This is a genomic window from Burkholderia sp. ABCPW 11, from assembly GCF_001523445.1.
In the GTDB taxonomy this organism is placed as follows: Bacteria; Pseudomonadota; Gammaproteobacteria; order Burkholderiales; family Burkholderiaceae; genus Burkholderia.
On the sequence record NZ_LOVM01000002.1, the window covers coordinates 320,496 to 346,255 of the forward strand.

At 63.5% G+C, this 25,760-nt stretch carries 21 protein-coding genes; 4 read left to right on the plus strand and 17 right to left on the minus strand.

Annotated features, from left to right (window positions below; translation table 11 throughout):
- Nucleotides 1-102 precede the first annotated feature (102 nt).
- The 12 genes from WS61_RS32425 to WS61_RS02225 form a co-directional block, all read right to left on the minus strand.
- Nucleotides 103-2,124: a pilus assembly protein TadG-related protein gene (locus WS61_RS32425; protein WP_257126227.1), complete on the minus strand. Its 2,022-nt coding sequence runs from the start codon at nucleotides 2,122-2,124 to the stop codon at nucleotides 103-105.
- Nucleotides 2,125-2,135: 11 nt separating this feature from the next.
- Nucleotides 2,136-2,462: a DUF3613 domain-containing protein gene (locus WS61_RS02175; RefSeq protein ID WP_059499033.1), complete on the minus strand. Its 327-nt coding sequence runs from the start codon at nucleotides 2,460-2,462 to the stop codon at nucleotides 2,136-2,138.
- A 20-nt stretch (nucleotides 2,463-2,482) separates the two neighbouring features.
- Nucleotides 2,483-3,328 (minus strand): tetratricopeptide repeat protein, encoded by an 846-nt coding sequence (locus WS61_RS02180; protein WP_059499034.1) that lies wholly within the window; start codon nucleotides 3,326-3,328, stop codon nucleotides 2,483-2,485.
- A 17-nt stretch (nucleotides 3,329-3,345) separates the two neighbouring features.
- The gene (locus tag WS61_RS02185) at nucleotides 3,346-4,341 is read right to left on the minus strand and encodes a type II secretion system F family protein (RefSeq protein ID WP_059499035.1); all 996 of its coding nucleotides are present in this window, start codon (nucleotides 4,339-4,341) and stop codon (nucleotides 3,346-3,348) included.
- Between the two features lie 4 nt (nucleotides 4,342-4,345).
- Nucleotides 4,346-5,341, minus strand: a complete 996-nt coding sequence (locus tag WS61_RS02190) for a type II secretion system F family protein (protein WP_059499036.1) — start codon at nucleotides 5,339-5,341, stop codon at nucleotides 4,346-4,348.
- Nucleotides 5,334-6,704 (minus strand): CpaF family protein, encoded by a 1,371-nt coding sequence (locus WS61_RS02195; RefSeq protein ID WP_059499037.1) that lies wholly within the window; start codon nucleotides 6,702-6,704, stop codon nucleotides 5,334-5,336. Before WS61_RS02195 ends, WS61_RS02190 begins: the two co-directional genes overlap by 8 nt.
- Before the next feature lie 3 nt (nucleotides 6,705-6,707).
- Nucleotides 6,708-7,982 carry a fimbrial protein gene (locus WS61_RS02200; RefSeq protein WP_059499100.1) on the minus strand — a complete coding sequence of 425 codons (1,275 nt, stop codon included), beginning with the start codon at nucleotides 7,980-7,982 and terminating at the stop codon, nucleotides 6,708-6,710.
- 54 nt (nucleotides 7,983-8,036) lie between these two features.
- Nucleotides 8,037-9,365: a type II and III secretion system protein family protein gene (locus WS61_RS02205; RefSeq protein WP_059499101.1), complete on the minus strand. Its 1,329-nt coding sequence runs from the start codon at nucleotides 9,363-9,365 to the stop codon at nucleotides 8,037-8,039.
- A 65-nt stretch (nucleotides 9,366-9,430) separates the two neighbouring features.
- Nucleotides 9,431-10,357, minus strand: coding sequence for a Flp pilus assembly protein CpaB (gene cpaB, locus WS61_RS02210; RefSeq protein ID WP_059499038.1), 927 nt, complete (start codon nucleotides 10,355-10,357; stop codon nucleotides 9,431-9,433).
- 86 nt (nucleotides 10,358-10,443) lie between these two features.
- A complete protein-coding gene (locus WS61_RS02215; protein ID WP_059499039.1) occupies nucleotides 10,444-10,890 on the minus strand; it encodes a TadE/TadG family type IV pilus assembly protein in 447 nt (148 codons plus the stop codon).
- Complete coding sequence (locus WS61_RS02220) at nucleotides 10,887-11,387, minus strand: prepilin peptidase (protein ID WP_059499040.1); 501 nt, start codon at nucleotides 11,385-11,387, stop codon at nucleotides 10,887-10,889. Before WS61_RS02220 ends, WS61_RS02215 begins: the two co-directional genes overlap by 4 nt.
- A 115-nt stretch (nucleotides 11,388-11,502) precedes the next feature.
- Nucleotides 11,503-11,712, minus strand: a complete 210-nt coding sequence (locus WS61_RS02225) for a Flp family type IVb pilin (RefSeq protein WP_059499041.1) — start codon at nucleotides 11,710-11,712, stop codon at nucleotides 11,503-11,505.
- 677 nt (nucleotides 11,713-12,389) lie between these two features.
- Between WS61_RS02225 and WS61_RS02230 the strand changes: the two genes are divergently transcribed.
- From WS61_RS02230 to WS61_RS02245, 4 genes are all read left to right on the plus strand, one after another.
- Nucleotides 12,390-14,078 (plus strand): collagen-like triple helix repeat-containing protein, encoded by a 1,689-nt coding sequence (locus WS61_RS02230; RefSeq protein WP_059499042.1) that lies wholly within the window; start codon nucleotides 12,390-12,392, stop codon nucleotides 14,076-14,078.
- A gap of 40 nt (nucleotides 14,079-14,118) precedes the next feature.
- Nucleotides 14,119-15,468: a collagen-like triple helix repeat-containing protein gene (locus WS61_RS02235; RefSeq protein WP_059499043.1), complete on the plus strand. Its 1,350-nt coding sequence runs from the start codon at nucleotides 14,119-14,121 to the stop codon at nucleotides 15,466-15,468.
- Between the two features lie 144 nt (nucleotides 15,469-15,612).
- Nucleotides 15,613-17,298: a ShlB/FhaC/HecB family hemolysin secretion/activation protein gene (locus tag WS61_RS02240; protein ID WP_059499044.1), complete on the plus strand. Its 1,686-nt coding sequence runs from the start codon at nucleotides 15,613-15,615 to the stop codon at nucleotides 17,296-17,298.
- Between the two features lie 174 nt (nucleotides 17,299-17,472).
- The gene (locus WS61_RS02245; RefSeq protein WP_059499045.1) at nucleotides 17,473-17,934 is read left to right on the plus strand and encodes a DUF2147 domain-containing protein; all 462 of its coding nucleotides are present in this window, start codon (nucleotides 17,473-17,475) and stop codon (nucleotides 17,932-17,934) included.
- A 102-nt stretch (nucleotides 17,935-18,036) separates the two neighbouring features.
- Here WS61_RS02245 and WS61_RS02250 read toward each other — a convergent pair whose 3' ends face one another.
- From WS61_RS02250 to WS61_RS02270, 5 genes are all read right to left on the minus strand, one after another.
- Nucleotides 18,037-18,480, minus strand: coding sequence for a transposase (locus WS61_RS02250; RefSeq protein ID WP_156440514.1), 444 nt, complete (start codon nucleotides 18,478-18,480; stop codon nucleotides 18,037-18,039).
- 116 nt (nucleotides 18,481-18,596) lie between these two features.
- Nucleotides 18,597-19,694, minus strand: a complete 1,098-nt coding sequence (gene zapE / locus WS61_RS02255) for a cell division protein ZapE (protein ID WP_059499047.1) — start codon at nucleotides 19,692-19,694, stop codon at nucleotides 18,597-18,599.
- 98 nt (nucleotides 19,695-19,792) lie between these two features.
- A complete protein-coding gene (gene lpdA / locus WS61_RS02260) occupies nucleotides 19,793-21,223 on the minus strand; it encodes a dihydrolipoyl dehydrogenase (RefSeq protein WP_059499048.1) in 1,431 nt (476 codons plus the stop codon).
- Between the two features lie 80 nt (nucleotides 21,224-21,303).
- On the minus strand, nucleotides 21,304-22,581 hold the full coding sequence (gene odhB, locus WS61_RS02265) for a 2-oxoglutarate dehydrogenase complex dihydrolipoyllysine-residue succinyltransferase (RefSeq protein WP_059499049.1): 1,278 nt from the start codon (nucleotides 22,579-22,581) through the stop codon (nucleotides 21,304-21,306).
- A 136-nt stretch (nucleotides 22,582-22,717) separates the two neighbouring features.
- Nucleotides 22,718-25,582 carry a 2-oxoglutarate dehydrogenase E1 component gene (locus tag WS61_RS02270; RefSeq protein ID WP_059499050.1) on the minus strand — a complete coding sequence of 955 codons (2,865 nt, stop codon included), beginning with the start codon at nucleotides 25,580-25,582 and terminating at the stop codon, nucleotides 22,718-22,720.
- Nucleotides 25,583-25,760: the final 178 nt, after the last annotated feature.

A 25,760-nucleotide genomic window follows, 5' to 3' on the forward strand; every position in this document is an offset into this window, starting at 1 on the left:
GATGCGGCTTCAGTAATTGACGGGTTGCTTGGCGTTGCGGATCGGTGGCCATTTGCGAGCGGAAGCGAAACCGCCCGCTTCGGCAACACGATGTTCAGGCATTTATTGAACCAGTATGGGATTGCCGCATTTAATCCAATCCGGTGCGTTCGTGACAGAGGCATTCCCCAGGCTTAATCCAAGCAGGCCTGTGACCGCAGTCAAGAGCGAATCGATCGGTTGCAGGAGCAGTGGAACGAGCGTACTTCCGAGCGCATTTAGAAGCGGCCCAGTCAGGATATTCAGCACAGGACTCAAGATACCTGCCAGAACCTGCGCCAAGCCACCTTCCGCCGACAATGAGAACGATAGGCCACTATTGGCTATTCCCTGAACAGCAGGCGCCAGAAACTGAGTCGTCGGCGTACTGAGTGTGTACGGCGGCCCCGGATTGGGTGAACCGGACGACCCAGGTCCAGGATACTGAAATGTCAGCGTGGTTTGCCCTTGATTGGCGACAGGGATCGTCACCTGCCCCGGCTGTATGTTGATGTTGACCGTAATCTGATTCAGGTTGATGAGTCCCAGAGTCAGAACCTTGAGCGCATTCGTCACGACACCAAGGCCCAGCAGGTCGAGTAGACTCTGCAGGTTGACGGATACCAGTGGAATCGGGGCGGCGCTGCTGTCGGGCATATATCCGGACGGCGCGCTGAGGTTGAAGGTACTCCGTGAACCACCAATATACACGGCAGCCACACCCGTCTGCACATTCACTATCGCGCTTTTCATACCGTCCGCAGAACACGTGACGGATGCCAGGCCAGCCACCGCTGGCGCCACAGACGCGGCGATCGGCAATTGAACGCCGGCAAGCGGCGTCGGACTACCCGACGGGCAACTGCCGCCCGAAAAAACTAACCCGCCGGTGGGGCAGCTCGACAGCAGCGATATCGACGTATTGAGGAAGATGGTTCCCTGCTGGGTCGATGCGGTGGTCGTGCAATTGGACGTCCCGCAATTCGGCGGCCCAGGAGGACCGCTCGCGGTAGACGGCGGAGTAGCTCCCAGCTTGACGGAACCCGACACGGTCACATTCAGTAACGGTGCGAGCGGCGCAGGCGTCTGAACCTTGACTGTGGGAATGCTGACCGAACTCGTACCGTTCGCGATCTGCAATGCCGTCGACAGTAATCCGAGTGCATTAACGCTGGCATCGACTGCAGAGCTACCGTTAGCGGTTGCAGCGGAAACCAACGGGCCGAGTGCGATTTGCGGCCCACTGCAGACACTGCCGGAACAAAGCGCAGCGACAATCGCGTTCAGGACATTCAAGTTCACGCCGACCAAGTTCTGCTGTGTCGCCGCCTGCACCGCGGCGTTGGCCAACTGGCCTAACGTCACGGTACCGTCCAATACACCCGTGGTCGTGCCAACCGGCAGATTGGCGAGAATGCCGCCCAGTTTCAAGTTGACTTGTGCGAGCCCCTTATAGTCGACAAGCTGGAGATTGAGCGGATTTTTCGCTCCTGTCAGCGCCTGGAGCAGTTGATTGGCCACTCCACCATCCAGCGATCCAACCGACGTGGTCAGCGCAAACGTATCGGTCGGCACGCTCTTGGCGATGGCCGACGCGCTGATCGTCGCGTCATTGATAAAGATTCCGCTCACATGCTCGGAGACCGTGACGCAAACGGCGTTGACCGATTGACCGGTGCTAAAGGCACCGCCCGACAGGCCAGCACATTGGTTATTGGGGGGCAGCGGGGCTCCCGAGGTACGCGTAAACTGCGCGCTGGCGCCGCTGGTCGGCGGCGGGCTCCAGATGCCGCACGTCACGGTAGCCGTCGATGTTCCCGACAGTAAGCTTGCCGGCACGTTCGTAACCTGCTTGACCGCGGTCGTTGCTGCCGTGCAAGTGGCGTCGCTGGCGGCCTGCGTAACAGCAGAAAGCGCGGCCAAATCGGCAGCCGACTGCATATGTCGTCGTTCGGCATAGTAGCGTCCGATATCCGTCGCACCCAGCACAATGACCGCTATCGCCAGGAATATCGTCGCCATGATCCCGGCACCGCCGCGCTGGCGACGTCTGTGCAAGCAGCTGGCACGGCGCCGGCGGACCGCGTGTGGTTGAATCGTGCGCATCGCCGTCTCGCCTACTGCGCAGCTTGCCCGCCACCCGACATGCCGCCGGCAGAACCGAGCTGCGAATTCATCGTGTCCGGAATCTTGTTCTTGAACGAGTCGAGATAGCGCTGATAGACGAGTGACGCAACATCACCAAGCACCGGTTGCGTGGGCGCCGCCGCGCGATTGTCGCGCTGCATCGCGAGCCATTCTCTCGCCGAGCGTTCGACGTCGGACGCGTGCGGGCCATCAACATTTTGCGCAGACGCGACAACCGGGCTCGCTGCCATCCAGACGATCGCGGCCACCACCATGATCCGTCCGACATACATGTTTCGGTGATGTTGGTTGTTCATGTCGCTCCCCGAATATCTGTTCATTGTGCAAAGCGTTGCAACAGCGGTACGGTCTGGTCGTAGCCGAAATTGTTCGCCATCGGTGTAATCGGTGTCGTGATGGCGCGACGCGATACCACCGGCGGCGTCGCGATTGCCCGCTGCTGCGCGTGTACCGCAGCCATCACTTTCGCAGCGTCGCCATTGATGTCCTTACGGATATCCGCCGGCAAATGCTGTTGGTTCATCAACCGTTGTGCATCCTGTGCACGCCCCGCCGCAATCAGATAAAGCGCAAGATTGCTGACGATCTTGGGATTGCGCTGATCCAGTTCGGCCGCTTTCATCAGCGGCACACGTGCCCCGACGACGTCACCGCTGCGCAACTTCGCATACGCAAGATCGGATAGCAGCGACGCATCGGTCGGCGCTAGGTCCGACGCTTGCGCGAGTGCCTGCGCGGCCTGGTCGAAATTCCCTGCCGCACCCGCGATCAAGCCGAGCCCGCGATAGCCGCGCGCGGCAAGCGGTGTTTTCAGCAATTGCGAATAGGCGGCCGAGCTCGCAGCCGGCTGGTCGGTCATTCGCAGTGCGTCTGCGCGCAACAGGATCGATTCCGGAATCGCACCATATGTCTTGTCGTAGGAGTCGATATGTGCGAGCGACGCAAAGTAGAGCCCCTGCGTCTGCATGCGCTGGATCAGGCCCAGATACATCCCTGGCGTATCGGGCACGGACTGCTTCTGATCGGCCGCCTGCATCAACGCCGCACGTTCCGTCTGTGCGCTGACACCGTACCCGTTGTCCTTGATCGCGCATGCACCGAGCAACAGCGTCGCTGCCGCCGCCACACCCGTTCGTACCACCCTTTCGCTGATCAGTTTCATCGTCTTTCCTTCCGCCCTCAATGACGCGACGATAGTGCATGCGTCACCGCCAGCAAACCCGGCCCTGCCGTCACGATCAGCAATGCAGGCAACAACGTCAGCACCATCACCCCCGTCATCTTCACGGTCAATCGGCCGATCCGTTCACGCAACATCGCACGACGCGTCTCTCGCAACCGGTCGCCGAACTGCTTGAGCGGTTCCTGCACCGCGCCGCCATGCTTGTCGACCTGCACCATCAAGCGCACGATCGCGCGCAGATCTTCGTTGTCGAATCCGTTGGTCAGGCGCTGCAACGACTGCTCGCGGGTTCGGCCCGCCGCAAACTGCCGCTGTGCAATTCCCATTTCCGACGACAGCACCGGCATCATTCCGCGGAAATCATTCGTCACGACCTGCAGGCTCTGATCGAGCGACAACCCGACGCCCTGCAGCAGACGCAGCATATCGACGAGCAACGGCAGTTCGTCGATCACGCTTTGCCGCCGCCTTGCTGCGCGGCGTTGCACGTACAACTTCGGCAACATGAAGCCGAGCCCGAAAGCCGCAAACATGCCGACCATCCACATACCGCCCTTCATCCGCCCACTCGCAAAAATCGCGAACAACAGCGGCAGCCCGATTCCAAACGCGATCCGAGCGCTCAGAAACAGCCCGCGCGTTCTGGTATCGACGTAACCGCATTGCTCGAGCAGGCGCCGATCCTCTTCCGCGACAGCATATTTACCGAACCCGGTGTCGAGCCAACGCACGCCAACCGCCGACAGACGATCAAGAATGCGCTCGACAGGCTGTCCCCGGCGTACGTCGGGTTTCGCCGGCGCCTCGTCGCCGGCCGGCTCGGCCCGCGCTCGCGCTGCTTCGAGCGTCGCCATGCGTCGGTCAAGCGCATCGACAAGTGCGCGCTCGGCACGCGTCGCGGCATTCGCGCGCAGCAAGGCCATCATGCCGAACAGCAGCACGCCGAGCGCGCCGAGCGCCACGGCAATTGCTCCAATCTGAGTAGCTGTCATCGCATCACCTGAGCCGAGCCATTCGATACAGCCAGACGCTGCCGGCCAATTGCAACAGGAACGCGAGCATGAGAAGCGTGCGCCCGCTCGGATCGTTCCACATCCCGTACAGATACTTAGGATTGTTCAGAACGATAAAGCTGCCGATCCCGATCGGTAACATCACCAGTACGAACGCTGACAACCGCGTCTCCGCCGACATCGCAGTCAACTCGCGTTCCGCCTGTTCGAGATCGCGCATGAATACAGCCATGCGTTCGAGCATCACGTCCGCACGCCCACCATACTTGACCGACAATCGAAGCACGGAGCCGACGAGTTCGAACTCCTCGGTCCGGTAAATTTTCGCGATGTGGACCATTGCGCGATCGATTTCGACGCCGCCACGCAGCATCCTCGACACGTGGTCGAGACAGCCGCGAAGCGGCTCTTCGGTCGTCAGCAGCGCTGACTGGAATGCCGCCGGCACGCTGTTGCCGAGCGTCACGAGACGAACGATCCCGTCGAGGAACGACGGGATCTGCCGGACGATCTTCAGCCTGCGCCGCTGAATCCTCGACGCGATCCAGACGCCCAGTATGGAGCCGCCGCATGCCAGCGCCGCAAAGCATGCAAGTGCACCGCCGCGACTGCCCGCGAATGCGGCGACAGCCACCATCACGACGAGCGCGGCGAACGCCTTGCCACGCGCATCCGCGATCCCCGCGCGACTCGCGAGATTCGATAGATACTCGGATGCCGTCGCGTACCAGTGCGCCCACAATGCGTCGGGCGATACATTTCGCACTGCGGGCTGCGGCATGGCGCGCGCGGCGCTTGTCGGCGTCGGCCGCACTGTCTGCGCAGCGGCACCGGCACGTGCACCCGGCTCGAGCCGACTGTCGATGAAGCGCTTTGCGTCGGTCCGTACGCGCCGTGTCTCTGCGTGACGCCACAGCATCATCGCAGCCGCGACGCATAGCATCGCGATCGCCAGCATCCATACCATCGCGCTATACATTGAAGCCCCCGCCGCCTCGGCCGAACCCGCCACCGCCAAAGCCGCCGCCGAATCCGCCATCGCCGAACCCGCCGCTCGTCAACGTCTGACGGAAGCGGGCGAGCTTCGGCGAATGCGGATGAATGCCGAGCGTCTCCCAGTGGTCGACTTCCTCGCCCTCCGGCGTCACGCGCGCTTCGTAGCGGTAAAGCTCCTGCGTCGCGATGATGTTGTCGGACAGCCCGGTCACTTCGGTGATCGACAGGATCCGACGCCGCCCGTTCGACAGGCGCCCGATCTGCACGATGAAGTCGATCGCATTCGCGATCTGCCGGCGCAGGCTCGATTCGGTACCTTGGAAGCCAGCAAAACCCGCTAGCATCTCGAGACGGTACAGACACTCGCGCGGCGAACTCGCATGCACGGTACCCATCGAGCCGTCGTGCCCCGTGTTCATGGCCTGCAGCATTTCAAGCACCTCGCCGCCGCGCACTTCGCCGACGATGATCCGGTCCGGACGCATCCGCAACGTATTGCGCAGCAAGTCGCGGATCGACACGACGCCGGTACCGTCGAACCCGCCAGGTCGGCTCTCGAGCCGCACGACATGCGGGTGGTTCAGCGACAACTCGGCCGTATCCTCGATCGTCACGACACGCTCGATCTCCGGAATATGGAACGCGAGCGCATTGAGCAGCGATGTCTTGCCGGAACTCGTACCGCCCGATACGAGAATGTTGCAACGCGCTTCGACTGCCGCCTGAAGCAACGTGTTGATCTCTTCGTTGAACGTTCCGTTGCCAAGCAAGTCGGACGGTTTCAGCGGATCCTTACGGAACTTCCGGATCGATACGACTGGGCCGTCGATCGACAGCGGTTCAATCACAACGTTCACGCGGCCGCCGTCGGGCAATCGCGCGTCGACCATCGGGTTCGACTCGTCGAGACGGCGGCCGATGGGCGCGAGAATTCGGCGCACGATCCGCAGCAGGTGCGCGTTGTCGGTGAAGCGCACGGGCAGCTTTGCGAGGATCCCGTGACGGGACACGTACACGTCGTTGTAGCCGTTTATCAGGATGTCTTCGACGGCCGGATCCGCAAGCAGGTCCTCGATCGGCCCGAAGCCCGCAAGTTCCTTCGTCAGGGCCTCGGCGATCGTCCGCACCTCGTTCTCGTTGAGCGGAATGCGACGAAGGCGCACGAAGCTGTCGATCTCGAGGTCGACGAACTGATTGATCGCCTGTCGGGACCATCGACCGAACTCGGCACCCAGCTCTTCGATGCGCGTCAGCAAATGTTCATGCGCGGCATTCTTGATGTCATGAAATTGCTGCGTCTGGGAGAACGGCGCTGCGCCGTCGGCAAATTGAATGTCGTGTGCCATCGCTTACGACCGCTTGGACGAGGGTTGAATGAAGCGCTTCAGCGCGGACAGACCGGCCGCCGAACGCGGACTGGTCGATCTGACCGACACGCCTGGCAGCCCCGCGGCAAGCAACTCAAGCGCGCGCACGTATGGGTCGCGCTCTGCCGTGTCGACGATGAGTCGCCCCCGGTTCGCCGCATGACCGATCGCAACACGGCGCGACGGCAAGGTACCGACCAGCGACAAGCCGAGGCGCTCCGCGATCTGGGCGGGCGACAGGTCGAGCGCCGGGTCGTACTGGTTGACGACGAGCCGTACGCGATCGGTATTGACACCCGCGTCGCGCAGCCCGGTGAGCAAATCGGCCGCCGATACGATCGACGCGACACCCTGATCGCAAACAAGCCACGCTTCGTCAGCCGAGTTCGTGATCTGCGCCACAAATTCGCGATTCGAGAAACCGCCAAGATCGATGATCTGCTGATCGAAGAATGCGCGAAAACGGTTCAGCAAACCGGCACACGACGCGTACGAGACATCGCGCAGCCCGCCGAGATCGGCTGGCAGCGTCGTCAACGCCACGCCGCTCTCGTGTCGACTCAGCGCGGTATTCACAAAAGTCCGATCGATGCGGCGCAGGTTGTGCACCGCATCGATGAAATGGAATTCGCAGCGAGTATTCAGGAACAGGGCGCCATCGCCTGCCGGTAGCCCTAAGTCGACGAGAGCGGTCTGGCGACCGGCCGGCGTACCGCCATTCGGCACACCATCCACTCCCGAGCCCGCCGCGCGCTTCTGTAGCCATACGGCGAGATTCGCCGCGAGCGTGCTTACCCCCATGCCAGCACGTGCGCCCAGCAATGCGAGGAGCTTGCCGTGTCGGCTCGCTGGTTCACCGACATTCGCGAGCAGCCCACGCGTCGTCCGCAATGCATCCTCGGCCGGCGCCGATACGTCGATGAAATCCCGAACGCCAGCACGCAATGCGGCGAGCGTGCTCTCCGGCTGCGCGAGCGAACCGAGCGCGACGATCGGCAATCCGGGATGCGTGGCACGAACCGAGGCGGCGGCAATGCTCGCTGCGGGCTTACCGTCCGAGAAATCGATGAAGACGAGCGCCGGATTGAGGCCCGTGATGCGCTGGGCAAGCACGCCCGGTTCGAGCGATGCGGCATCGACCGCACCGGCCGACACAAGCGCATCGGCTAACCATCGAACATGCGCTTCCTGTTGCGATGCGCAAACGAAATAGTCGGTCACGGCGGGTTCACACAATGATTGAATTCGCGCGTTCATGTTGAACACCCCCGATTGAGCAAGGCGTACCGAAGCACCCACGATGCCTCGCACTCATTTCGAAAACCCCGGTGCGGCGTCAGGCGATGCAGCGCCGCCCAGATACGACTGCCAGACCGGCCCATTACGCTGCTCGGACAGTTCCCCAGGCGTAGCAGGCAGCACCGCACCCTTCGCTATCGGCGCAACGAGATGCGGCGTCACGATGAACAGCAACTCCTTGTCGTTTTGCTGATAGTTCAGATTCTTGAAGAACGTGCCGATGATCGGCAAATCACCGAGTAGCGGCACCTTGTTCACGTTCGACATCGTCTGGCGATCGATCAGGCCGCCAATCACGAAGCTTTCGCCGTCGCCGAGTTCGACCGTCGTGTCGGCACGACGCGTCGTGATCCCTGGCACCGCAACGCCGCTGATCGTCACGCTGTTCACGTAATCGAGCTGGCTCGATTCGGGTGCAACCTTCAACGCAATCCGCTGCGGGCTCAGTACTGTGGGCGTCAGCGATAGTCCGACACCGTACTGCTTCCACTGGATCGCGGTCGAGCCGAGCCCTTGCGGCGACGGCACCGGAATCTCGCCGCCGGCGAGGAAGCTCGCACTTTGGCCGGACAACGCGACAAGCGTCGGTTCCGCGAGCACACGGGCGAGATTGTTGGCCTCGAGCAGCGAGAGGTCGGCAAAGATTCCGCGGCCCGCGGCATTCACGACTAGATTGAACGCTGACGAAACCGGCGAGCCGAGTGTGGGAAGGTACCCCGCGGTACCAGGCGACCCACCGCTATACGATTGCACGCCTCCCGGCGAGAACGATCCGAACGAAAAGCCGTTGCTCTGCTTGAAGAAATTGAATCCGACCTGCTTGAGCACCGAGCGGCTGAATTCGACGACCCGCACGTCGACCTGCACGACACTCTTGCCCCCCAACGTCGAGCGATCGATCACGGCGCCCTTCCCGCTCATGTTCTTGGCGACCGCGGCTGCACGCGCATGCGCATCGAGCGATGCCGACGAGCCCTGAAGCACGGCGGTGCCGCCATATGCATTCACTCGCGGTGTAGAGCCGTCGAGCACCGCCTTCGCAGCCGCGTCGACGACCTCGACGTTCCAGACCGTCGGTTCGTCGTGACCGCGCTCCCACAACATCACATTCGTCGCGCCAGGCGCTTTCGCCGTCAGCAGTACGGAACCCGACCGGCTGCCCTTCATGATCAGCACGTCGGCGATTGCCGGATCGCCGACCGCAACGCGTTGCAGTGTCCGGCCCGCGGAAAGCTGCCGCTGCGCGCCGACCGCGAGCTCGATCGTGCCGTTCGCGCTAGCAAACGATGCGAAAGCCATGGTGCAGATAGCAATCCCGAATGCAGTCAGTGTGTTTTTCATTGTTTGGTAGACCGTCACGCGGCCCTGTACTTGTCGTCGCTGATATCGATGGCCGTCGATGTCGTTCAATAGGCAACCGTTTCCGCTCGGCCGCCACGGATCACTTCGATGCCGCCGCCTCCGCCCGGCCGCACCGCCGGCGACAGGCGCGATGGCAGCGGCGGCACGTTCATATTGGCCATCGGTGTTTTCGGCGTGCCGGACAGTTGCTGCAGCGAGACGCCTGCGGCGGCGAGCGCCGACGGCGACAGCTTGTTGTCCGTACGCACCGCGACCGTCTGCATCGCAAGCTCGTCGTCGCGCGGGTTGCGTAACGCTAAAGTCAGACGTCCACTCGCCTCGCCGAGCGTCAGCGCATCGACTTGCGCGGTCGGCACGGCAAGGACCGCGATGCGGACAGCAGACGGTTGCCCGTTATTGCCGTTGGCGGTGTTGCCGCTGTCTCGATCGGGTGTCGCGTCGCCGAACGACAGCACGCGCACCTTCGACAAGAGCAGTCGCGCTTGCGTCTGCGATACTTCGCCGTCAAGCATCGTGCCGCCGCCTTCGCGCTTCAGGTTCAGAAATACGTCGACGAAATTACCGGGCCGCAGCCGGTTGCCGACCGCATTGGTTTCGTCTACCCGTACGGCGACCGCACGCTCGCCCGGCTGAACATCCTCTGCAAGCCCTGACACCAGCGCCCCCGCGACAACCGGCGACGAAGCCGGAATATCCGCAGCCGGCACCCGACCGACGAGCACGGACGGGTCGGCAAATGCGCCCGTCGGCACCGGTGTGGTCTGTTGGATTTTCAGTGCGTCGGCCGTGATCGGCTGGCCGGCGGGCAACACGCGCGTCGCGACCACGACCGAAACCGGGCTTGCTGCGACGGGTCGCTGGACTGGCGGAGCATTCTGCGTACTGCGTCCGAGCATCCACGCGTAGATTCCGAGCAATACCGCGATTGCAATCAGCAGCCCCGCGATGATCTTCGTTAAATTGTTGGCCATGTTGTTGTGTGGATGCCGAAATGAAAGTCCGATAGGTTTCTGCCGAAATCGCGTGTCAGCATGCCCGTCGCGTCACGATACGTACCTCAAAGGATCGACTGCGGAATTTGCACGACCGCCGTACTCGTCAGCGGTTGACTCAGTATGCTTCCCAGGAACGGCATGGTCGTGATCCAGTCCTTGGGCGTGTAATTCACCGTGACCGACAGGCAGTACAACGAAGGTGGAACCGACTGGTCGTAACTGCACTGCGGCGCCACGACTTGTGGCGTACCGACATTCAGCCACGCCACGACGCTCTGTGCAGTCGTTTGGGCGTTCGTAATGCGTGCAGCAAGACTCGGCGCATAAGCCAACCCGGCCCGCGCCCCTTCGCTGGCAGCAAACGTCAGGCTCTGTTGAATGGTGAAGATCATCCCGAAACTGACGATGCCGTAGAAAATCGCGAACAACAACGGAAACACGATCGCAAACTCGACCGCCGTCGCACCGCGCTGCCGGCGGCGTCCACGTAGCGACATCTGCCGTTTCATCGCACGCCCCCCGTGGCGACAAGAAAGACAACCCATGCGGCTGCCGGTGCCGCGAGGCATGCCGCATAAGGTGTTGCCCGGAATTTGCCAAGCGCCATCGCTGGCCGGCCTCGTTGCCACAACGCGCCGATCGACGTGCGCGACAGTAGCATCAGCATCAATGCATGAATACCGGCGGCAAGACTGGCGGCAATCCAGATCCACAGCAGCGCATGTGCGCCAGACCACACGCCGATCACGGCAAAGATCTTGACATCCGCCGCGCCCATGGCGCGCAGCAAAAAAAGCGGAAAAAATGCGGCCAACCCGACCAGCAAACCGATCATCGCCTGCTTCGGGAGAATACCGAACGGGCTGACGTTCAAATACGCGCCGCCCAGGCCGCAAACCAACCCTGCCAAGGCGAGCGAATTCGAAACGCGCCGAAAACGGATGTCACTGGTTGCGACGAGCGCAGCCCAGACCAGGAATATCCCGCTGAAAATGAAATGTGCCATCGCACCGCAACCTGCGATAAATGTCGCGGAGGGGCAGACTGCCAAGGGCAATCCTCCCTCCGCAACACCAAGACGACTCAATGCTCCGAGGTCGTGCTAATTAACGTCAGGTCGGTTACTTAAAGATGGTGGCCGCCGTGCAGTTCGCGGCCGTCGCCGGAGCACTGATACATGACCCGAGATTCGAGAACATATTACCGAGACTCGTGCCGATCGACGAAGCACCCGCCAGAATCGCGACAGCGATCAGACCCGCGATCAGCCCGTACTCGATCGCGGTAACCCCGTCGTTTTCCTTAAGGAAACGCTTGATGATTGCTTTCATTTTATTCCTCGTGCCTGTATTTACGTTTTCTGGCCTTTTATACGTATACGTCCCCGCATATCTGGCCGTTTGCCCCAGCCGTTCGCCACATCTGCTGCAACGACAACCGGGTGCGCTTTCTTTATAGGTCGCCCCGAAGGGCATTGCTCACGATTTGATGCAAGTTAACATTCGCGATAGTGGCCCTCCTCGAACGTAGTGTACCGAACCGTACATTTGCTTACATCTGCTCCGGATTCTATATCTGATCCGATTTAACTTCCAACTCCTTTTTTACCAACCTGGATCGAAAAAATGACCGAAGCGCAACATATTTGTACGGCGTTTCGGTACGACTTACACATAGGATTTACGATAGGTTAGATGTGCACACCTAATCCACCAGTAAAACCGTTGCCTCGTCCACCAAGCCTGGGTGAGCCCCACGTTACGCCGCACGCGTAACGCCAATGTTGTGACGTTACGTTACGAAACGACCGAAACCGTTCTCATTCACCCGCACTTAAACAGATTCAACAATCTTTCGACTCCCCTAATTTCCTTCTCCGACAAGGAATTGCCTCGTTTAAAACCCGCTGCCGCCCCATCGGGTATCGAAATGGCACGACAGTTGCAGAGTAGTCCTCGCACCACTCAACACAATGCAGCTCACAACACATTTTTAATGCGAGGAAGAAATGGACATTAAGGTTATCCCTCATGGCGTGTTCCGGACGACTCTGATCGCGGCCACCGTTGCAGCCATGCTTTCCCTCTCCGCGTGCGGCGGCTCCGGCTCCATCAGCCAGGGTCTCGGCGGCGGCGGCTCCAGCTCGGGCGGCGGTGACACGATCTCCACGTCGGGCGGCAACGGCTCGAGCGGCACCTCGGGTACGAGCGGCACCTCCGGCACGAGCGGGTCCTCGGGCACGAGCGGCACCTCCGGCACCTCCGGCACCAGCGGAACCTCGGGCACGAGCGGCACCTCCGGTACCAGCGGAACCTCGGGCACGAGCGGTACGTCCGGCACCTCCGGTGTGTCGGCGAACCCGGTGGGAAATGTCCTCGCAAGCGGCAGCAACATCATCACGAATGCCGGCAGCACCGTCTCCGGTCTCGGCTCCGTCATCGGCAGCCAGACGCTGCCGGGCGTCAATCCGGCCACCACGCAAGCCGCGGGCGGCATCGTGCAAAGCGTAGGCGGCGCGGTCACCGCGCTGGGCAACGGCCTCGGCAGCGGGCTCGGCCAACTCGGCGCGACGAAGGATCCGGTCGGCACCACGGTCGCCAGCACGGGCGGCGTGGTCAATCAGCTCGGCGGCGCAGTCACGCAAACGGGCAACCTCGTCACGAGCCTCGGCAGCGGCCCGCTGTCGCCGCTCGCGCCGGTCACGGGCGCGGTCGGCGGCCTTGTATCGACGCTCGGCGGCGCCGTGTCGAACGGCGGCACCACGCTCACCAACGCACTGTCGACGGGTCCGATTCAGCAGGTCACGCAAACGGTCAGCTCAGCCATCACGCCGATCACGACGATGGTCGGCCAGACGACCCAGACGATCGGCACGGCAACCGGCCTCGGCGCGCCGGTCAACACGCTGCTCGGCACGGTCGGCAACGGGCTGAACCAGGCCGGCGCCCTGCTCGCATCGACGGGCGGCAACCCGGTCACCACCGGCCTCGGCAACACCGTCTCGTCGACGGGCAACACCGTGAAGGCCGTCGGCGGCCTGCTCACGGGCGGCACCGGCGGCGTGACCAACCCGCTCGCACCGCTCACCGGTCTCGTCTCGACGGTCACCGGCACACTCGGCGGCGCAACGGGTGGCGGCAGCGGCCCGCTCGCACCGGTCACCGGCCTCGTCTCGACCGTCACGGGCGCACTCGGCGGCGCAGCAGGCGGCAGCGGCGGCCCGCTCGCGCCGGTCACCGGCCTCGTCTCGACGGTTACCGGCGCGCTCGGCGGCGCAGCAGGCGGCAGCGGCGGCCCGCTCGCACCGGTCACCGGCCTCGTCTCGACGGTCACCGGCGCGCTCGGCGGCGCGGCAGGTGGCAGCGGCGGCCCGCTCGCACCGGTCACGGGCCTCGTCTCGACGGTCACCGGCGCGCTCGGTGGCGCAACGGGCGGTACCAGCGGCGGCCCGCTCGCACCGGTCACCGGTCTGCTCGGCGCAGTCACGGGCGCACTCGGCGGCGCGACGGTTGGCGCAGGCGGCAGCAGCCCGCTCGCCCCGGTGACGAATGCCGTCTCCACGGTCACGAGCACGGTCGGCGTACCGGCACTGAGCGGCGGCACGGGTGCCGTCACGAACTCGGGCTCGTCGTCGAATCTGCTTGCACCCGTCACGTCGCTGATCGGCGGCCTGCTCGGCGGCACGCACGGCAAGTAATCCGACACCCATTCATCGAAAAGACAGCGAGGAGTCCATTATGTCCCAGCAACGTTCCATCACGACGGTCGCCCTGCGCCACTGGCGCGTGCCCCTCACCGCCTTCGCCGCAGCGTGCCTGCTGGCCGCCTGCGGCGGTGGCGGCGTCAGCTCGCCGCCGACCAGCAGCAACGACAACAACAACCCGAGCACGAGCGGCACGCCCGGCACGAGCGGCACCAGCGGCTCGCCGACCGGCACCAAGGGCGTCATCAGCACGGTCGGCCAGACGGCTACCGACCTCGGCAGCACGGTCGGCAACATCAGCCTGCCGGGCCTCGGCGACGGTGTGACGAAGGGCGTCGGCAGCACGCTGTCCAGCACCGGCACGATCGTCGGCGCGGCCGCCGATGCGGTGAGCAACGGGCTGGGGCAGATCGGCTCGACGAAGGACCCGGTCGGCACCACGGTTGCCGGTCTCGGCAACGTCGTCGGCGCGACCAGCAACACGGTGTCCGGCCTGAGCTCGACGGTCAAGGCGCTGGGCACCGGCCCGCTGGCACCGCTCGCGCCGGTCACGACGCCGGTCGGCACCGTGCTCGATACGGTTGCCAACGGCCTGACGGCCGCCGGCACGACGATCGGCTCGACGCTGTCGTCGGGCGCCGTCCAGCAGGTCACGCAACCGATCAGCTCGGCGATCACGCCGCTCGTGATCACCGCCGGCCAGGTCACGCAGCAGGTCGGCACGACGACCGGCCTCGGCCAACCCGTCTCGGGCCTGCTCGGCCAGATCGGCGGCGCAATCAGCTCGGCCGGCAAACAGGTCGGCGGCACGTCGAGCCAGCCGCTCGTCGGCGACGTCGGCCAGCTCGTTACCGCGGTCGGCAATACCGTGACCAACGCGGGCGGCCTCGTCAATCCGAACGGCCCGAACGGCGCAGCACCGATCCCCGGCCTGATTACGAGCCTCGTCGGCGGCTCGACGGCAACCGTCCAGAACGGCTCGTCGTCGGGTTCCGGTTCGACGAACCCGCTCGGCGGCCTGCTGTCGGGTCTCGGCTCGACGCCGCTCGGCTCGCTCACGGGTGCGCTCGGCGGTGCAACGGGCGGCTCGGGCAGCGGCCCGCTCGCGCCCGTCACGAATCTCGTGTCGACGGTCACCGGCACGCTCGGCGGCGCAACGGGTGGCGCAGGCGGTGCAAACCCTCTCGCGCCCGTCACCGGTTTGCTGAATACTGTCACCGGAGCGGTTGGCGGTGCAGCAGGGTCCGGGGGCTCGAGCCCGCTCGCGCCGGTCACGTCGCTGGTCGGCAGCGTGTCGGGTACGGCGTCGTCGGGCAGCGGTTCGACCGGCCTGCTGGCACCGGTCACGGGGTTGCTGGGTACGTTGGGTAGCGTTGGCAAGTAAGGAGGACGGTCGCGTCATCGCAGCCGGAGCGAATGACGCGGCCGTACAAACACAACCGGCATTGCGGCACGCGGCGCGCGACACCCTGGTGTCGTGCGCCGGCATTACCAAGAAGACGAAAAGCAAGGCCTACGAGGAAGAACAATGAAATCCAGACTCGACAGATGGATGATGCTGCTCGCCATCGCGGCAGCAGGCACGGCACAGGCACAAACGCGCGTCGGCGGCAATCCGCTCGACTCCCTTCCCCAGATCAACGCACCGAAGACGGGCCCGAACGTCACCGTTCAGGTCGCACCGCAGGCGCCGCAATTGCAGGAGTTGCTGTCGCGACACCTGACGCCGACGACGTTCCAGGTCGAAGGCGTGAAGTCGGTGCCGTTCGAGGAAATCACGCGCCGCTTCACACCGCTCGTCGGCAAGGACATCACGATCGGCGAGCTGATCGAAACCGCCAACGGCGTGACGAAGCTGTACCAGGAACGCGGCTACGCGCTGTCGTTCGCGTTCGTTCCCGCGCAGACGTTCGAGAACGGTGTCGTGCGCATCACGGTGGTCGAAGGCTACGTGGCGGACGTCAAGGTCACCGGCAAACCCGGCGCGATGGAACCGAAGATTCGCGCGATCGCCGCGCACATCACGGCCGACCGACCGCTGCGCCGCGCGACGTTCGAGCGCTACGTGAACACGTTCGGCCTGCTGCCCGGCCTTACGGTGAAAGCGAATGTCCCGCCGCCGCAAACCACCGACGGCGCGACGACGCTCGAACTTGCGGTGGATCGCAAGCCGTTCAACGTCAGCACGGGTATCGACTTCAACCACCCGGGCGTCCAGGGCCTCATCACCGCAACCGAAAACGGCCTGACGCGGTTCGGCGAGCAACTGAGCATCTCGGCGCTCGCGCCGCCGGGACGCGACAAGCAGACCTACTTCGCGTTCAGCGGCGCGGTGCCCGTCGGCAGCAGCGGCCTGATCACGCGCCTCGATGCCAGCACGTATCGCGGCAAACCGACCGATAACCCGGGGTTGCCGTCGACCGTCGAGCGCACCGTCAAGAACGAGAAACTCGGTCTTTCGGCATCCTATCCGATACTGCTGAACAACCAGCGCAGCCTGCTCGGTACCGTGTCGGGCTATGCGTCGCACAACGAAGACCGCTATCAGAGCAAGCTCAACGGCAACAGTATCGACACGCGCTCGCAGGTCCGCGTGCTGCAAATGCAGCTCGACTACACGAGTGTCCAGCCGAAACAGGTACAGAAGCTGAGCGTCAACGTTGCAAAGGGCTTCAACATCCTCGGCGCGTCGAAAGCGCAAGACATCACCGTCGGCACGGCGACGACCTCGATAGACAGCCCGATCTCGCTGACCTTCGTCCGCACCGGCGCAACCTTCACGCAGACGAACGAATGGCCGTTCCGGATCGGCACGTCGGTTTCGCTGACCGGGCAATACAGTCCCGACTCGCTGCCGACATCCGAACAGATCTCGTTCGGCTCGACCCGTTACGCGCTCGGCTACCAGCCGGGCGAAACGTCGGGCGACTCGGGCTGGGGGATGTCGCTCGAAGTCAATCGCGGTTTCACACCGGGCTGGACGTATCTGAAATCGATCACGCCGTACATCGCCTACGACATGGCGCGCGTGTATCTGCACTCGGGCACGCCATCGCCGAACCGCATGTCGTCGGTCGGCATCGGCGTGCGGCTCACGGACAGCCGCTACTACAGTCTCGACCTGAACGTCGCCAAACCGGTGGGCGACGCACCGGTCGAAAGCGCGTCACGCAGCCCGCGCATCAACGCCGCGTTCTCGTATCAGCTCAACTGATCGGTCACCAAAGCCGCCTCACAGCCCGCGTCACGCGGGCTGTTTCGATTAGAGTCCCCTCTATCAAACGTGGCGCACGGTTTCACGTATTCTGGCGAAGCTCGCAACAGGCCCGCCCCATGTAGACGGTCGTGCGGGCCAATCGAACAGACATGCAAAACAAGGAGGATGACAATGATTCAACTGACCCGCCCGTTGCGTGCGATCGCCATTGCCGGCGCCCTGCTCGCGTGTGCAGCTCCCACGTTCGCGCAAGCCGACAGCCCCGTCGGCATGTGGCAGACGATCGACGACAACACCCATCAACCGAAGGCACTCGTGCAGATCGCCGAGGACGGCGACGGCTCGCTGACGGGCAAGGTCGTCAAGGGCCTCGGTGCGAACGATACGCCCGATCGCCGCTGCACCGCGTGCACGGACGAGCGCAAGGACCAGCTCATCAAGGGCATGACGATCATCAAGGCGATGAAGAAGGACGGCGACCACTGGGACGGCGGCAACATTCTCGACCCGGAGAACGGCAAGGTCTACAAGTGCAAGATGACGCTTGAAGACGGCGGCCAGAAGCTCGTGGTGCGCGGGTACATCGGCGTGTCGCTGCTGGGCCGGTCGCAGACGTGGGTGCGCCAGCAATAACGCAGCACGCGCCGAAACGCGCGGCTCAATAAAAAAATCGGCCTGCGACGACGTCGTCAGGCCGATTTCCTTTGGGGCGTGCGCAACGAAAACCGATGGACTTCACGCCGCGTGCTTCATCGTATCCGATGCATAGCTACCCGGTGCACGATACGCGGGCGCCGCGTTGCTACGCGCCTCTGCCGCCTTCGATTGCGTATGCTTGCGCATCCGCGCGGACAGTTCGTTGCACAGATTCATGCCGGCGTCGCCGTAAAGCTCACGCATCACGTTCATCAGCGTGCCCGTTTCGTGCCACACCTTGAAGCGGCGATGGCATGTCTGATACGACGGGTAACGGCGCGGCATGGCCGACCATGTTGCGCCACTGTAGATCACCCAAAGCACACCGTTCAGCACGGCCCGCGTATTGGCTAACGGCCGGCCGCGCAATTCGGTGCGTGGCTGCATTTCGGGCAGAAGCGGCGCGACGCAGCGCCATTCGTGGTCGGTCAAATCGCGATACGGTGTCATGGACATCTCCAGCCTTAATAACCATGACACCACAATATCGGCTCACCTCAACGATGAATATAAGACAAATCCGAAAATACCCGAAGATTGCCTGAATCTAACCGAAATTGACGTTTAAATTACGCCGGTTGCGAGCACCCGCCACCCGCTCAGGTCAACGACGTATCGACGATGCGGCGCGGCGTTTCGAGATACTCCTTCGACTGCATCTCGACGATGCGCGAGACCGTACGCGCGAATTCGTTGGCCATCGGGCCTTCGACGTACAACGCTTCGGCCGGCACCGCCGCGGACATCAGCAGCTTGACCTTGTGATCGTAGAGCACGTCGATGAGCCATGTGAAGCGGCGCGCTTCGGACGCCATCCGCGGCGACATCTGCGGCACCTCGGACAGCACGATCGCATGAAAACGGCTCGCCAGTTCGAGGTAGTCGTTCTGAGAACGCGGGCCGCCGCACAGCGTCGCGAAATCGAACCACACGACGCCGTCCGCCTTGCGCAGCGCCTTCAGTTCGCGCTTCTCGATATGCAGGATCGGGCTCTCGTCGGGCACGGCCGCCAGCTTGCCGAATGCATGGCGCAGTTCGCGATCGGCTTCCGCGCCGAGCGGCGTGTGATACATCTTCACCTGCGCGAGCGTGCGCTGGCGATAGTCGACCCCTGCGTCGACGTTGAGCACGTCGAGCTTTTCCTTGATCAGCGCGATCGCCGGCAGCATGCGGTCGCGATGCAGGCCGTCCGGGTACAGGTCGTCGGGATCGTAATTGGACGTCATCACGAACTGCACGCCGTTGTTGAACAGGCGATCGAGCAAGCGATACAGGATCATCGCGTCGGCGATGTCCGACACGTGGAACTCGTCGAAGCAGATCAGCCGGTAACGCTTCGCGATGCGTCGCGCGAGTTCGTCGAGCGGATCGGCCTGCCCTTTCAGTTCCTCGAGCTCGCGGTGCACTTCGCGCATGAATTCGTGGAAATGCAGGCGCGTCTTGCGCTGCACGGGTACGACTGCGTAGAAGCTGTCCATCAGGAAGCTCTTGCCGCGACCGACACCGCCCCACATGTAGACGCCGCGCGGGAGATCCGGGTGATTGATGAGCTTCTTGAAAGCGTTCGAGCGGCGCGCCTTGTAGTCGACCCATTCGTCGAAACAGCGCTGCAGGCGATCGACGGCCGCGCGCTGAGCGGGATCGGACTGATAGCCGCGCGTGGTCAGTTCGCGCGTGTAGTATTCGGTGACGTTCATCGGGCAAACCGGAAAGAACGAAGGCGAGCGGGAAACCCCGCCCGCCTTCGTCATGAGACGGCTGCGCCGGCCGACGGCCGGCAGGCGCTACACCGTGCTCAGCTGTTCAGCGAGCGCTTGTCGACCGCGAGCGCCGCTTCGCGCATCACTTCCGACATCGACGGGTGCGGATGGCAGATGCGGGCGATGTCTTCCGACGCCGCCTTGAACTCCATCGCCACCACGGCCTCCGCGATCAGGTCCGACGCGTTCGCGGCGATCACGTGCACGCCGAGCAGTTCGTCGGTCTTCGCGTCCGCGATCATCTTCACGAAACCGTCCGGCGCATTCATGCCGAGCGCGCGGCCGTTGATCGAGAACGGGAACTTGCCCGTCTTGATCTCGCGGCCCTCGGCCTTCAGCTGCTGCTCCGTCTTGCCGACCCATGCGATTTCCGGGTACGTATAGATCACCCACGGAATGCAGTTGTAGTCGATGTGCGGCTTCTGCCCGTCGATCACTTCCGCGACCAGCACGCCTTCGTCTTCCGCCTTGTGCGCGAGCATCGGGCCGCGCACCACGTCGCCGATCGCGTACACGTTCGGCACTGCGGTGCGGCAGTGGTCGTCCACGTCGATGAAGCCGCGCTCGTTCGCCTTCAGGCCGATGGCCTCGAGGCCGAGGTTGTCGGTGTTCGGCACGCGGCCGACCGACACGATCAGGCGGTCGGCGTCGAGCGTCTGCGCGTTGCCGTCCTTGTCCGTGTAAGCGATCGACACGCCGTTCGCGGTCGTCTTCACGTCGCCGATCTTCACGCCGAGATGGATGTCGAGGCCCTGCTTCTTGAACAGCTTCGCCGCTTCCTTCGCAAGCGCTTCGTCGGCTGCGCCGAGGAATGCCGGCAGCGCTTCGAGCACCGTCACGTCGGCGCCGAGGCGGCGCCACACCGAGCCGAGCTCGAGGCCGATCACGCCCGCGCCGATCACGGCGAGCTTCTTCGGCACCGAGTCGAACGTCAACGCACCTTCGTTGTCCGACACGATCTTGTTGTCGACCGGGATGTTCGGCAAGTGACGCGCCTTCGAACCCGTCGCGATGATCACGTTCTTCGCGGTGACGACTTCCGTTTCACCCTCGCCGCTCACTTCGATCTGCACGCCGGCATCGGTCTTGCCGGTGAACTTGCCATGGCCCTTCAGCCAGGTGATCTTGTTCTTCTTGAACAGGAACTCGATCCCGCTCGTCATCTTCTCGACGATCGCGTCTTTGCGGCCGAGCATCTTCGCGACGTCGATCTTCACGCCGTCGACCGTGATGCCGTGGTCGGCCAGGTGATGCGACGTGTTCTCGAACTCTTCCGACGACGCGAGCAGCGCCTTCGACGGGATGCAGCCGACGTTCAGGCAGGTGCCGCCGAGCTTCAGCGCGCCGGCCGGGTTCTTCCACTTCTCGATACAGGCAACGGTCTTGCCGAGCTGCGCAGCGCGAATCGCGGCAATGTAGCCGCCGGGGCCGGCGCCGATCACGACGACGTCAAATTCCTTGGACATGACAATCCTTTCTACTTGTACGCCCGCAGGTTCACGCGTGCGCGCGAACCTGCGAACGGGTCGATGCAGTGAGGCTCGGCTTACAGGTCGAGCAGCAGGCGTGCCGGATCTTCCAGCGCATCCTTCATCGCGACGAGCGACAGCACGGCTTCGCGGCCGTCGATGATGCGGTGGTCGTACGACAGCGCCAAGTAGTTGATCGGGCGGATCACGATCTGGCCGTTTTCGACGACCGGGCGCTCCTTCGTCGCGTGCACGCCGAGAATGGCCGACTGCGGCGGGTTGATGATCGGGGTCGACAGCATCGAACCGAACACGCCGCCGTTCGAGATCGAGAACGTACCGCCCGTCATTTCCTCGATCGACAGCTTGCCGTCCTTCGCCTTCTGGCCGAATTCGGCAATCTTCTTCTCGATTTCGGCGAGGCTCAGCTGATCCGCGTTGCGCAGGATCGGCACGACCAGGCCGCGCGGCGAACCGACCGCGATACCGATGTCGAAGTAGCCGTGGTAGACGATGTCGTTACCGTCGATCGACGCGTTCACGAGCGGGAACTTCTTCAGCGCATGGACGGCCGCCTTCACGAAGAACGACATGAAGCCGAGCTTCACGCCGTGTTCCTTCTCGAACTTGTCCTTGTACTTGTTGCGCAGTTCCATGACCGGAGCCATGTTCACTTCGTTGAACGTCGTCAGGATCGCGTTGGTCTGCTGCGATTCGAGCAGGCGCTCGGCGATACGCGCACGCAGGCGCGACATCGGCACGCGCTGCTCCGGACGGTCGTTCAGCCACGTCGCCGCCGACGCCGGCACCTTCACTTCCGGCAGCGCCGGCTTCGCAGCGGCGGTCTTCGCCGGCGTGGCGGCCGGAGCGGCCTTCGGTGCGCTGCCTGCGGCCAGCGCGTCGCCCTTCGTGACGCGGCCATCGCGGCCCGAACCTGCGACGTCGCCCGTCGACAGGCCCTTCTCGGCCAGCAGCTTCGCTGCGGCCGGCGATGCGGCGGCCGAGCTCGATGCGGTCGCGGCGGCCGGCTGTGCGGCCGGTGCGGCTGCAGCAGGCGCTGCCGCCGGCTTGACTTCGGCGGCACCTGCCGCTGCTTCGGCAGCACCTGCCTTCGCTTCGGTGTCGATCGTCGCGATCACCTGATCGGCGACCACCGTGTCACCGTCGTTCTGCAGCACTTGCGCGAGCACGCCCGCGGCCGGCGCCGGCACTTCGAGGACGACCTTGTCGGTCTCGAGTTCGATCAGGATTTCGTCCTGCGCGACTGCTTCGCCCGGCTTCTTCTTCCACTGCAGCATGGTGGCTTCCGACACCGACTCCGAAAGCTGGGGGACTTTGACTTCTACGATAGCCATGTGATTTTCCTGGATGCTTAATCTGGGGTATGACGAGGTTCGTGCGATTCCTTCGGCCGGTGCGGCGCGCGACGCGCCCGGCAGGCCAAAAGGAACGGGAAAGCGCCGCGCACCTTCCCGTTTCGCTTGACGTCGATTATTTCGCGATCGATGCGCTCTTCAGGCGGCCGAATGCACCTTCGATCAGGGCCTTCTGCTGCTCGTAGTGCTTCGCGTAGTAGCCAACCGCCGGCGAGGCCGAAGCCGGACGGCCGCTGTATGCCAGCTTCTGCCCTTCCTTCATGCCTTCCTTCAGGTGGTGCTCGACGTAGAACCAGGGGCCCTGGTTCTGCGGCTCGTCCTGCACCCAGACCACTTCAGTCGCGTTCTCGTACTTCTTCATTTCGGCTTCGAACTGCTTGTGCGCGAACGGATACAGCTGCTCGATACGGATGATCGCGACGTCGTTCGCCTTCGCTTCGCGGCGATGCGCGACGAGGTCGTAATACACGCGGCCCGAGCACACCAGCACGCGCTTGACCTTCTTCGCGTCGATGCCGCCGTCGGTTTCGCCCAGTACCGGCTGGAACGAACCCTTCGCGAGTTCCGACAAGTCCGACACCGCTTCCTTGTGGCGCAGCAGCGACTTCGGCGTGGCGACGATCAGCGGCTTGCGGAACAGGCGGATCATCTGGCGACGCAGCAGGTGAAAGATCTGCGCCGGCGTCGTCGGCTGGACGACCTGCATGTTGTGGTCGGCACACAGTTGCAGGAAACGCTCGATACGCGTGGACGAGTGTTCCGGACCCTGGCCTTCGTAGCCGTGCGGCAGCAGCATCGTGAGGCCCGACACGCGGCCCCACTTCACTTCGCCCGACGAGATGAACTGGTCGATCACGACCTGCGCGCCGTTGACGAAGTCGCCGAACTGCGCTTCCCACAGCACGAGCGTGTTCGGCTCGGCAGTCGAGTAACCGTATTCGAAGCCCAGCACCGCTTCTTCCGACAGCACCGAGTCGATCACCGTGAACTTCGCCTGACCTTCGGCGATGTTCTGCAGCGGCACGTACGTGCCGTCGTTCCAGCGCTCGCGGTTCTGGTCGTGCAGCACCGCGTGACGGTGCGTGAACGTGCCGCGACCCGAGTCCTGGCCCGTCAGGCGCACCGAGTAGCCCGATGCGACGAGCGACGCGAATGCGAGGTGTTCGCCCATGCCCCAGTCGAGCGGCTGGTCGCCGCGCGCCATGTTGCGGCGGTCGTTGATCACGCGCTCGACGAGCGGGTGAACCTTGAAGTTTTCCGGGACCGTCGTGATGCGTTCGCCCAGGCGCTTCAGTTCGGCGAGCGGCACGGCCGTGTCGGCTGCGTCCGTCCACTTGCGGTTCAGGAACGGCACCCAGTCGACCGCGTACTTGCTCTTGTAGTTCGACAGCACCGGATCGACGGTGTGGTGGCCGTCGTCCATCGCCTTGCGGTACGCCTTCACGTAGTTGTCGGCGTCTTCCGCGGTGATCACGCCCTGCTGCACGAGCTTCTCGGCATACAGCGCACGGGTGCCCGGGTGCTGCGCGATCTTCTTGTACATCAGCGGCTGCGTGACGGCCGGCGTGTCCTGCTCGTTGTGACCCAGCTTGCGGAAGCAGACGATGTCGATCACGACATCCTTGTGGAACTGCATCCGGTAGTCGATCGCGATCTGGATCGCGAGCACGACGGCTTCCGGATCGTCGCCGTTCACGTGCAGCACCGGCGCTTCGATCATCTTGACGACGTCGGTACAGTACAGCGTCGAGCGCGCGTCGCGCGGGTCGGACGTCGTGAAGCCGATCTGGTTGTTGATGACGATGTGCAGCGTGCCGTGCGTGCCGTAACCGCGCGTCTGCGCGAGGTTCAGCGTTTCCATCACGACGCCCTGGCCGGCGAACGCCGCGTCGCCGTGGATCTGCACCGGCAGCACTTGCAGGCCGTCTTCGTCGCCGCGACGGTCCATCCGCGCCTTCGCGGAACCTTCGACCACCGGGTTCACGATTTCGAGGTGCGACGGGTTGAACGCGAGCGACAGGTGGACCGGGCCGCCTTCCGTCGACACGTCCGACGAGAAGCCCTTGTGGTATTTCACGTCGCCGGCCGGCAGGTCGTCGACGTGCTTGCCTTCGAATTCGGCGAACAGGTCGGCCGGCATCTTGCCCAGCGTATTGACCAGCACGTTCAGGCGGCCGCGGTGAGCCATGCCGATGATGATTTCCTGCACGCCGCGCTTGCCCGCGTGCTGGACGACTTCGTCCATCGCCGCGATGAAGCTTTCGCCGCCTTCGAGCGAGAAGCGCTTCTGGCCGACGTACTTGGTGTGCAGGTAGCGCTCGAGGCCTTCGGCGGCCGTCAGGCGATTCAGAATGTGTTTCTTCTTGTCGGCCGAGAAGGCCGGCGTCGCGCGGGTCGATTCCAGGCGCTCCTGCCACCAGCGCTTCTGCTCCGGATCGCTGATGTACATGTACTCGGCGCCGATCGTGCCGCAGTACGTGTCGCGCAAGCCCTTGACGATGTCGCGCAGCGAAGCCTGGTCGAAACCGAAGTACAGGTTGCTTGCGCTGTACGTCTGGTCGAGGTCGCCTTCGGAGAAATCGTAGAACGCGGGTTCGAGCTCGGGAATGGCCGGACGCTCGCGACGCTTCAGCGGATCGAGGTTGGCCCATTGCGAGCCGAGGAAGCGATAGGCGCTGATGAGCGACTGGACGTGCACCTGCTTGCGTGCGGTCGCGAGATTGCTGGTGCTTTCGCGCGGAATGAAGGCATTGGCCTTCGCACGCTCGGCGAACGATTCGACGATCGGGAAGTGAGCGACGTCATTGGCATTCGAGCCGTCCGTCGCAGGCACGTTCTGCAGCGCGTCGAAATACTCTCGCCAGTTCTCCGGCACCGATGCCGGATTGTTGAGGTATGCATCGTACAGTTCTTCAACGTACGAAGCATTGCCGCCGAACAGATAGGAGTTCAGCTGAAACTGCTTCATTACATCTGACATTTTACGCTCACCTTTCTTCGAGCTTCTCGAGAAATAGCGGGTTACTCAACCTTCCGCGACACGGCCTGACCGTTTAGCGGATTGCGAATCAAGTCTTGCTTGGAAGGACCTAAAACTTGCGTGCGCGCAGCATATCACAGAACCGATACCGGAGTTCACGGCGCAATGCGCGTGAAAG

Excerpts from the sequence above, each read along its gene's own strand:
- WS61_RS02175 (WP_059499033.1), bottom strand. The coding sequence starts at position 2,462 with ATGAACAACCAACATCACCGAAACATGTATGTCGGACGGATCATGGTG.
- lpdA (WP_059499048.1), bottom strand. The coding sequence starts at position 21,223 with ATGTCCAAGGAATTTGACGTCGTCGTGATCGGCGCCGGCCCCGGCGGC.
- WS61_RS02215 (WP_059499039.1), bottom strand. The coding sequence starts at position 10,890 with ATGAAACGGCAGATGTCGCTACGTGGACGCCGCCGGCAGCGCGGTGCG.
- WS61_RS02220 (WP_059499040.1), bottom strand. The coding sequence starts at position 11,387 with ATGGCACATTTCATTTTCAGCGGGATATTCCTGGTCTGGGCTGCGCTC.
- odhB (WP_059499049.1), bottom strand. The coding sequence starts at position 22,581 with ATGGCTATCGTAGAAGTCAAAGTCCCCCAGCTTTCGGAGTCGGTGTCG.
- WS61_RS02200 (WP_059499100.1), bottom strand. The coding sequence starts at position 7,982 with ATGAACGCGCGAATTCAATCATTGTGTGAACCCGCCGTGACCGACTAT.
- WS61_RS02180 (WP_059499034.1), bottom strand. The coding sequence starts at position 3,328 with ATGAAACTGATCAGCGAAAGGGTGGTACGAACGGGTGTGGCGGCGGCA.
- zapE (WP_059499047.1), bottom strand. The coding sequence starts at position 19,694 with ATGAACGTCACCGAATACTACACGCGCGAACTGACCACGCGCGGCTAT.
- WS61_RS02240 (WP_059499044.1), top strand. The coding sequence starts at position 15,613 with ATGAAATCCAGACTCGACAGATGGATGATGCTGCTCGCCATCGCGGCA.
- WS61_RS02185 (WP_059499035.1), bottom strand. The coding sequence starts at position 4,341 with ATGACAGCTACTCAGATTGGAGCAATTGCCGTGGCGCTCGGCGCGCTC.
- WS61_RS02195 (WP_059499037.1), bottom strand. The coding sequence starts at position 6,704 with ATGGCACACGACATTCAATTTGCCGACGGCGCAGCGCCGTTCTCCCAG.
- WS61_RS02190 (WP_059499036.1), bottom strand. The coding sequence starts at position 5,341 with ATGTATAGCGCGATGGTATGGATGCTGGCGATCGCGATGCTATGCGTC.
- WS61_RS02235 (WP_059499043.1), top strand. The coding sequence starts at position 14,119 with ATGTCCCAGCAACGTTCCATCACGACGGTCGCCCTGCGCCACTGGCGC.
- cpaB (WP_059499038.1), bottom strand. The coding sequence starts at position 10,357 with ATGGCCAACAATTTAACGAAGATCATCGCGGGGCTGCTGATTGCAATC.
- WS61_RS02205 (WP_059499101.1), bottom strand. The coding sequence starts at position 9,365 with ATGAAAAACACACTGACTGCATTCGGGATTGCTATCTGCACCATGGCT.
- WS61_RS02245 (WP_059499045.1), top strand. The coding sequence starts at position 17,473 with ATGATTCAACTGACCCGCCCGTTGCGTGCGATCGCCATTGCCGGCGCC.
- WS61_RS02230 (WP_059499042.1), top strand. The coding sequence starts at position 12,390 with ATGGACATTAAGGTTATCCCTCATGGCGTGTTCCGGACGACTCTGATC.
- WS61_RS02225 (WP_059499041.1), bottom strand. The coding sequence starts at position 11,712 with ATGAAAGCAATCATCAAGCGTTTCCTTAAGGAAAACGACGGGGTTACC.
- WS61_RS32425 (WP_257126227.1), bottom strand. The coding sequence starts at position 2,124 with ATGCGCACGATTCAACCACACGCGGTCCGCCGGCGCCGTGCCAGCTGC.
- WS61_RS02270 (WP_059499050.1), bottom strand. The coding sequence starts at position 25,582 with ATGTCAGATGTAATGAAGCAGTTTCAGCTGAACTCCTATCTGTTCGGC.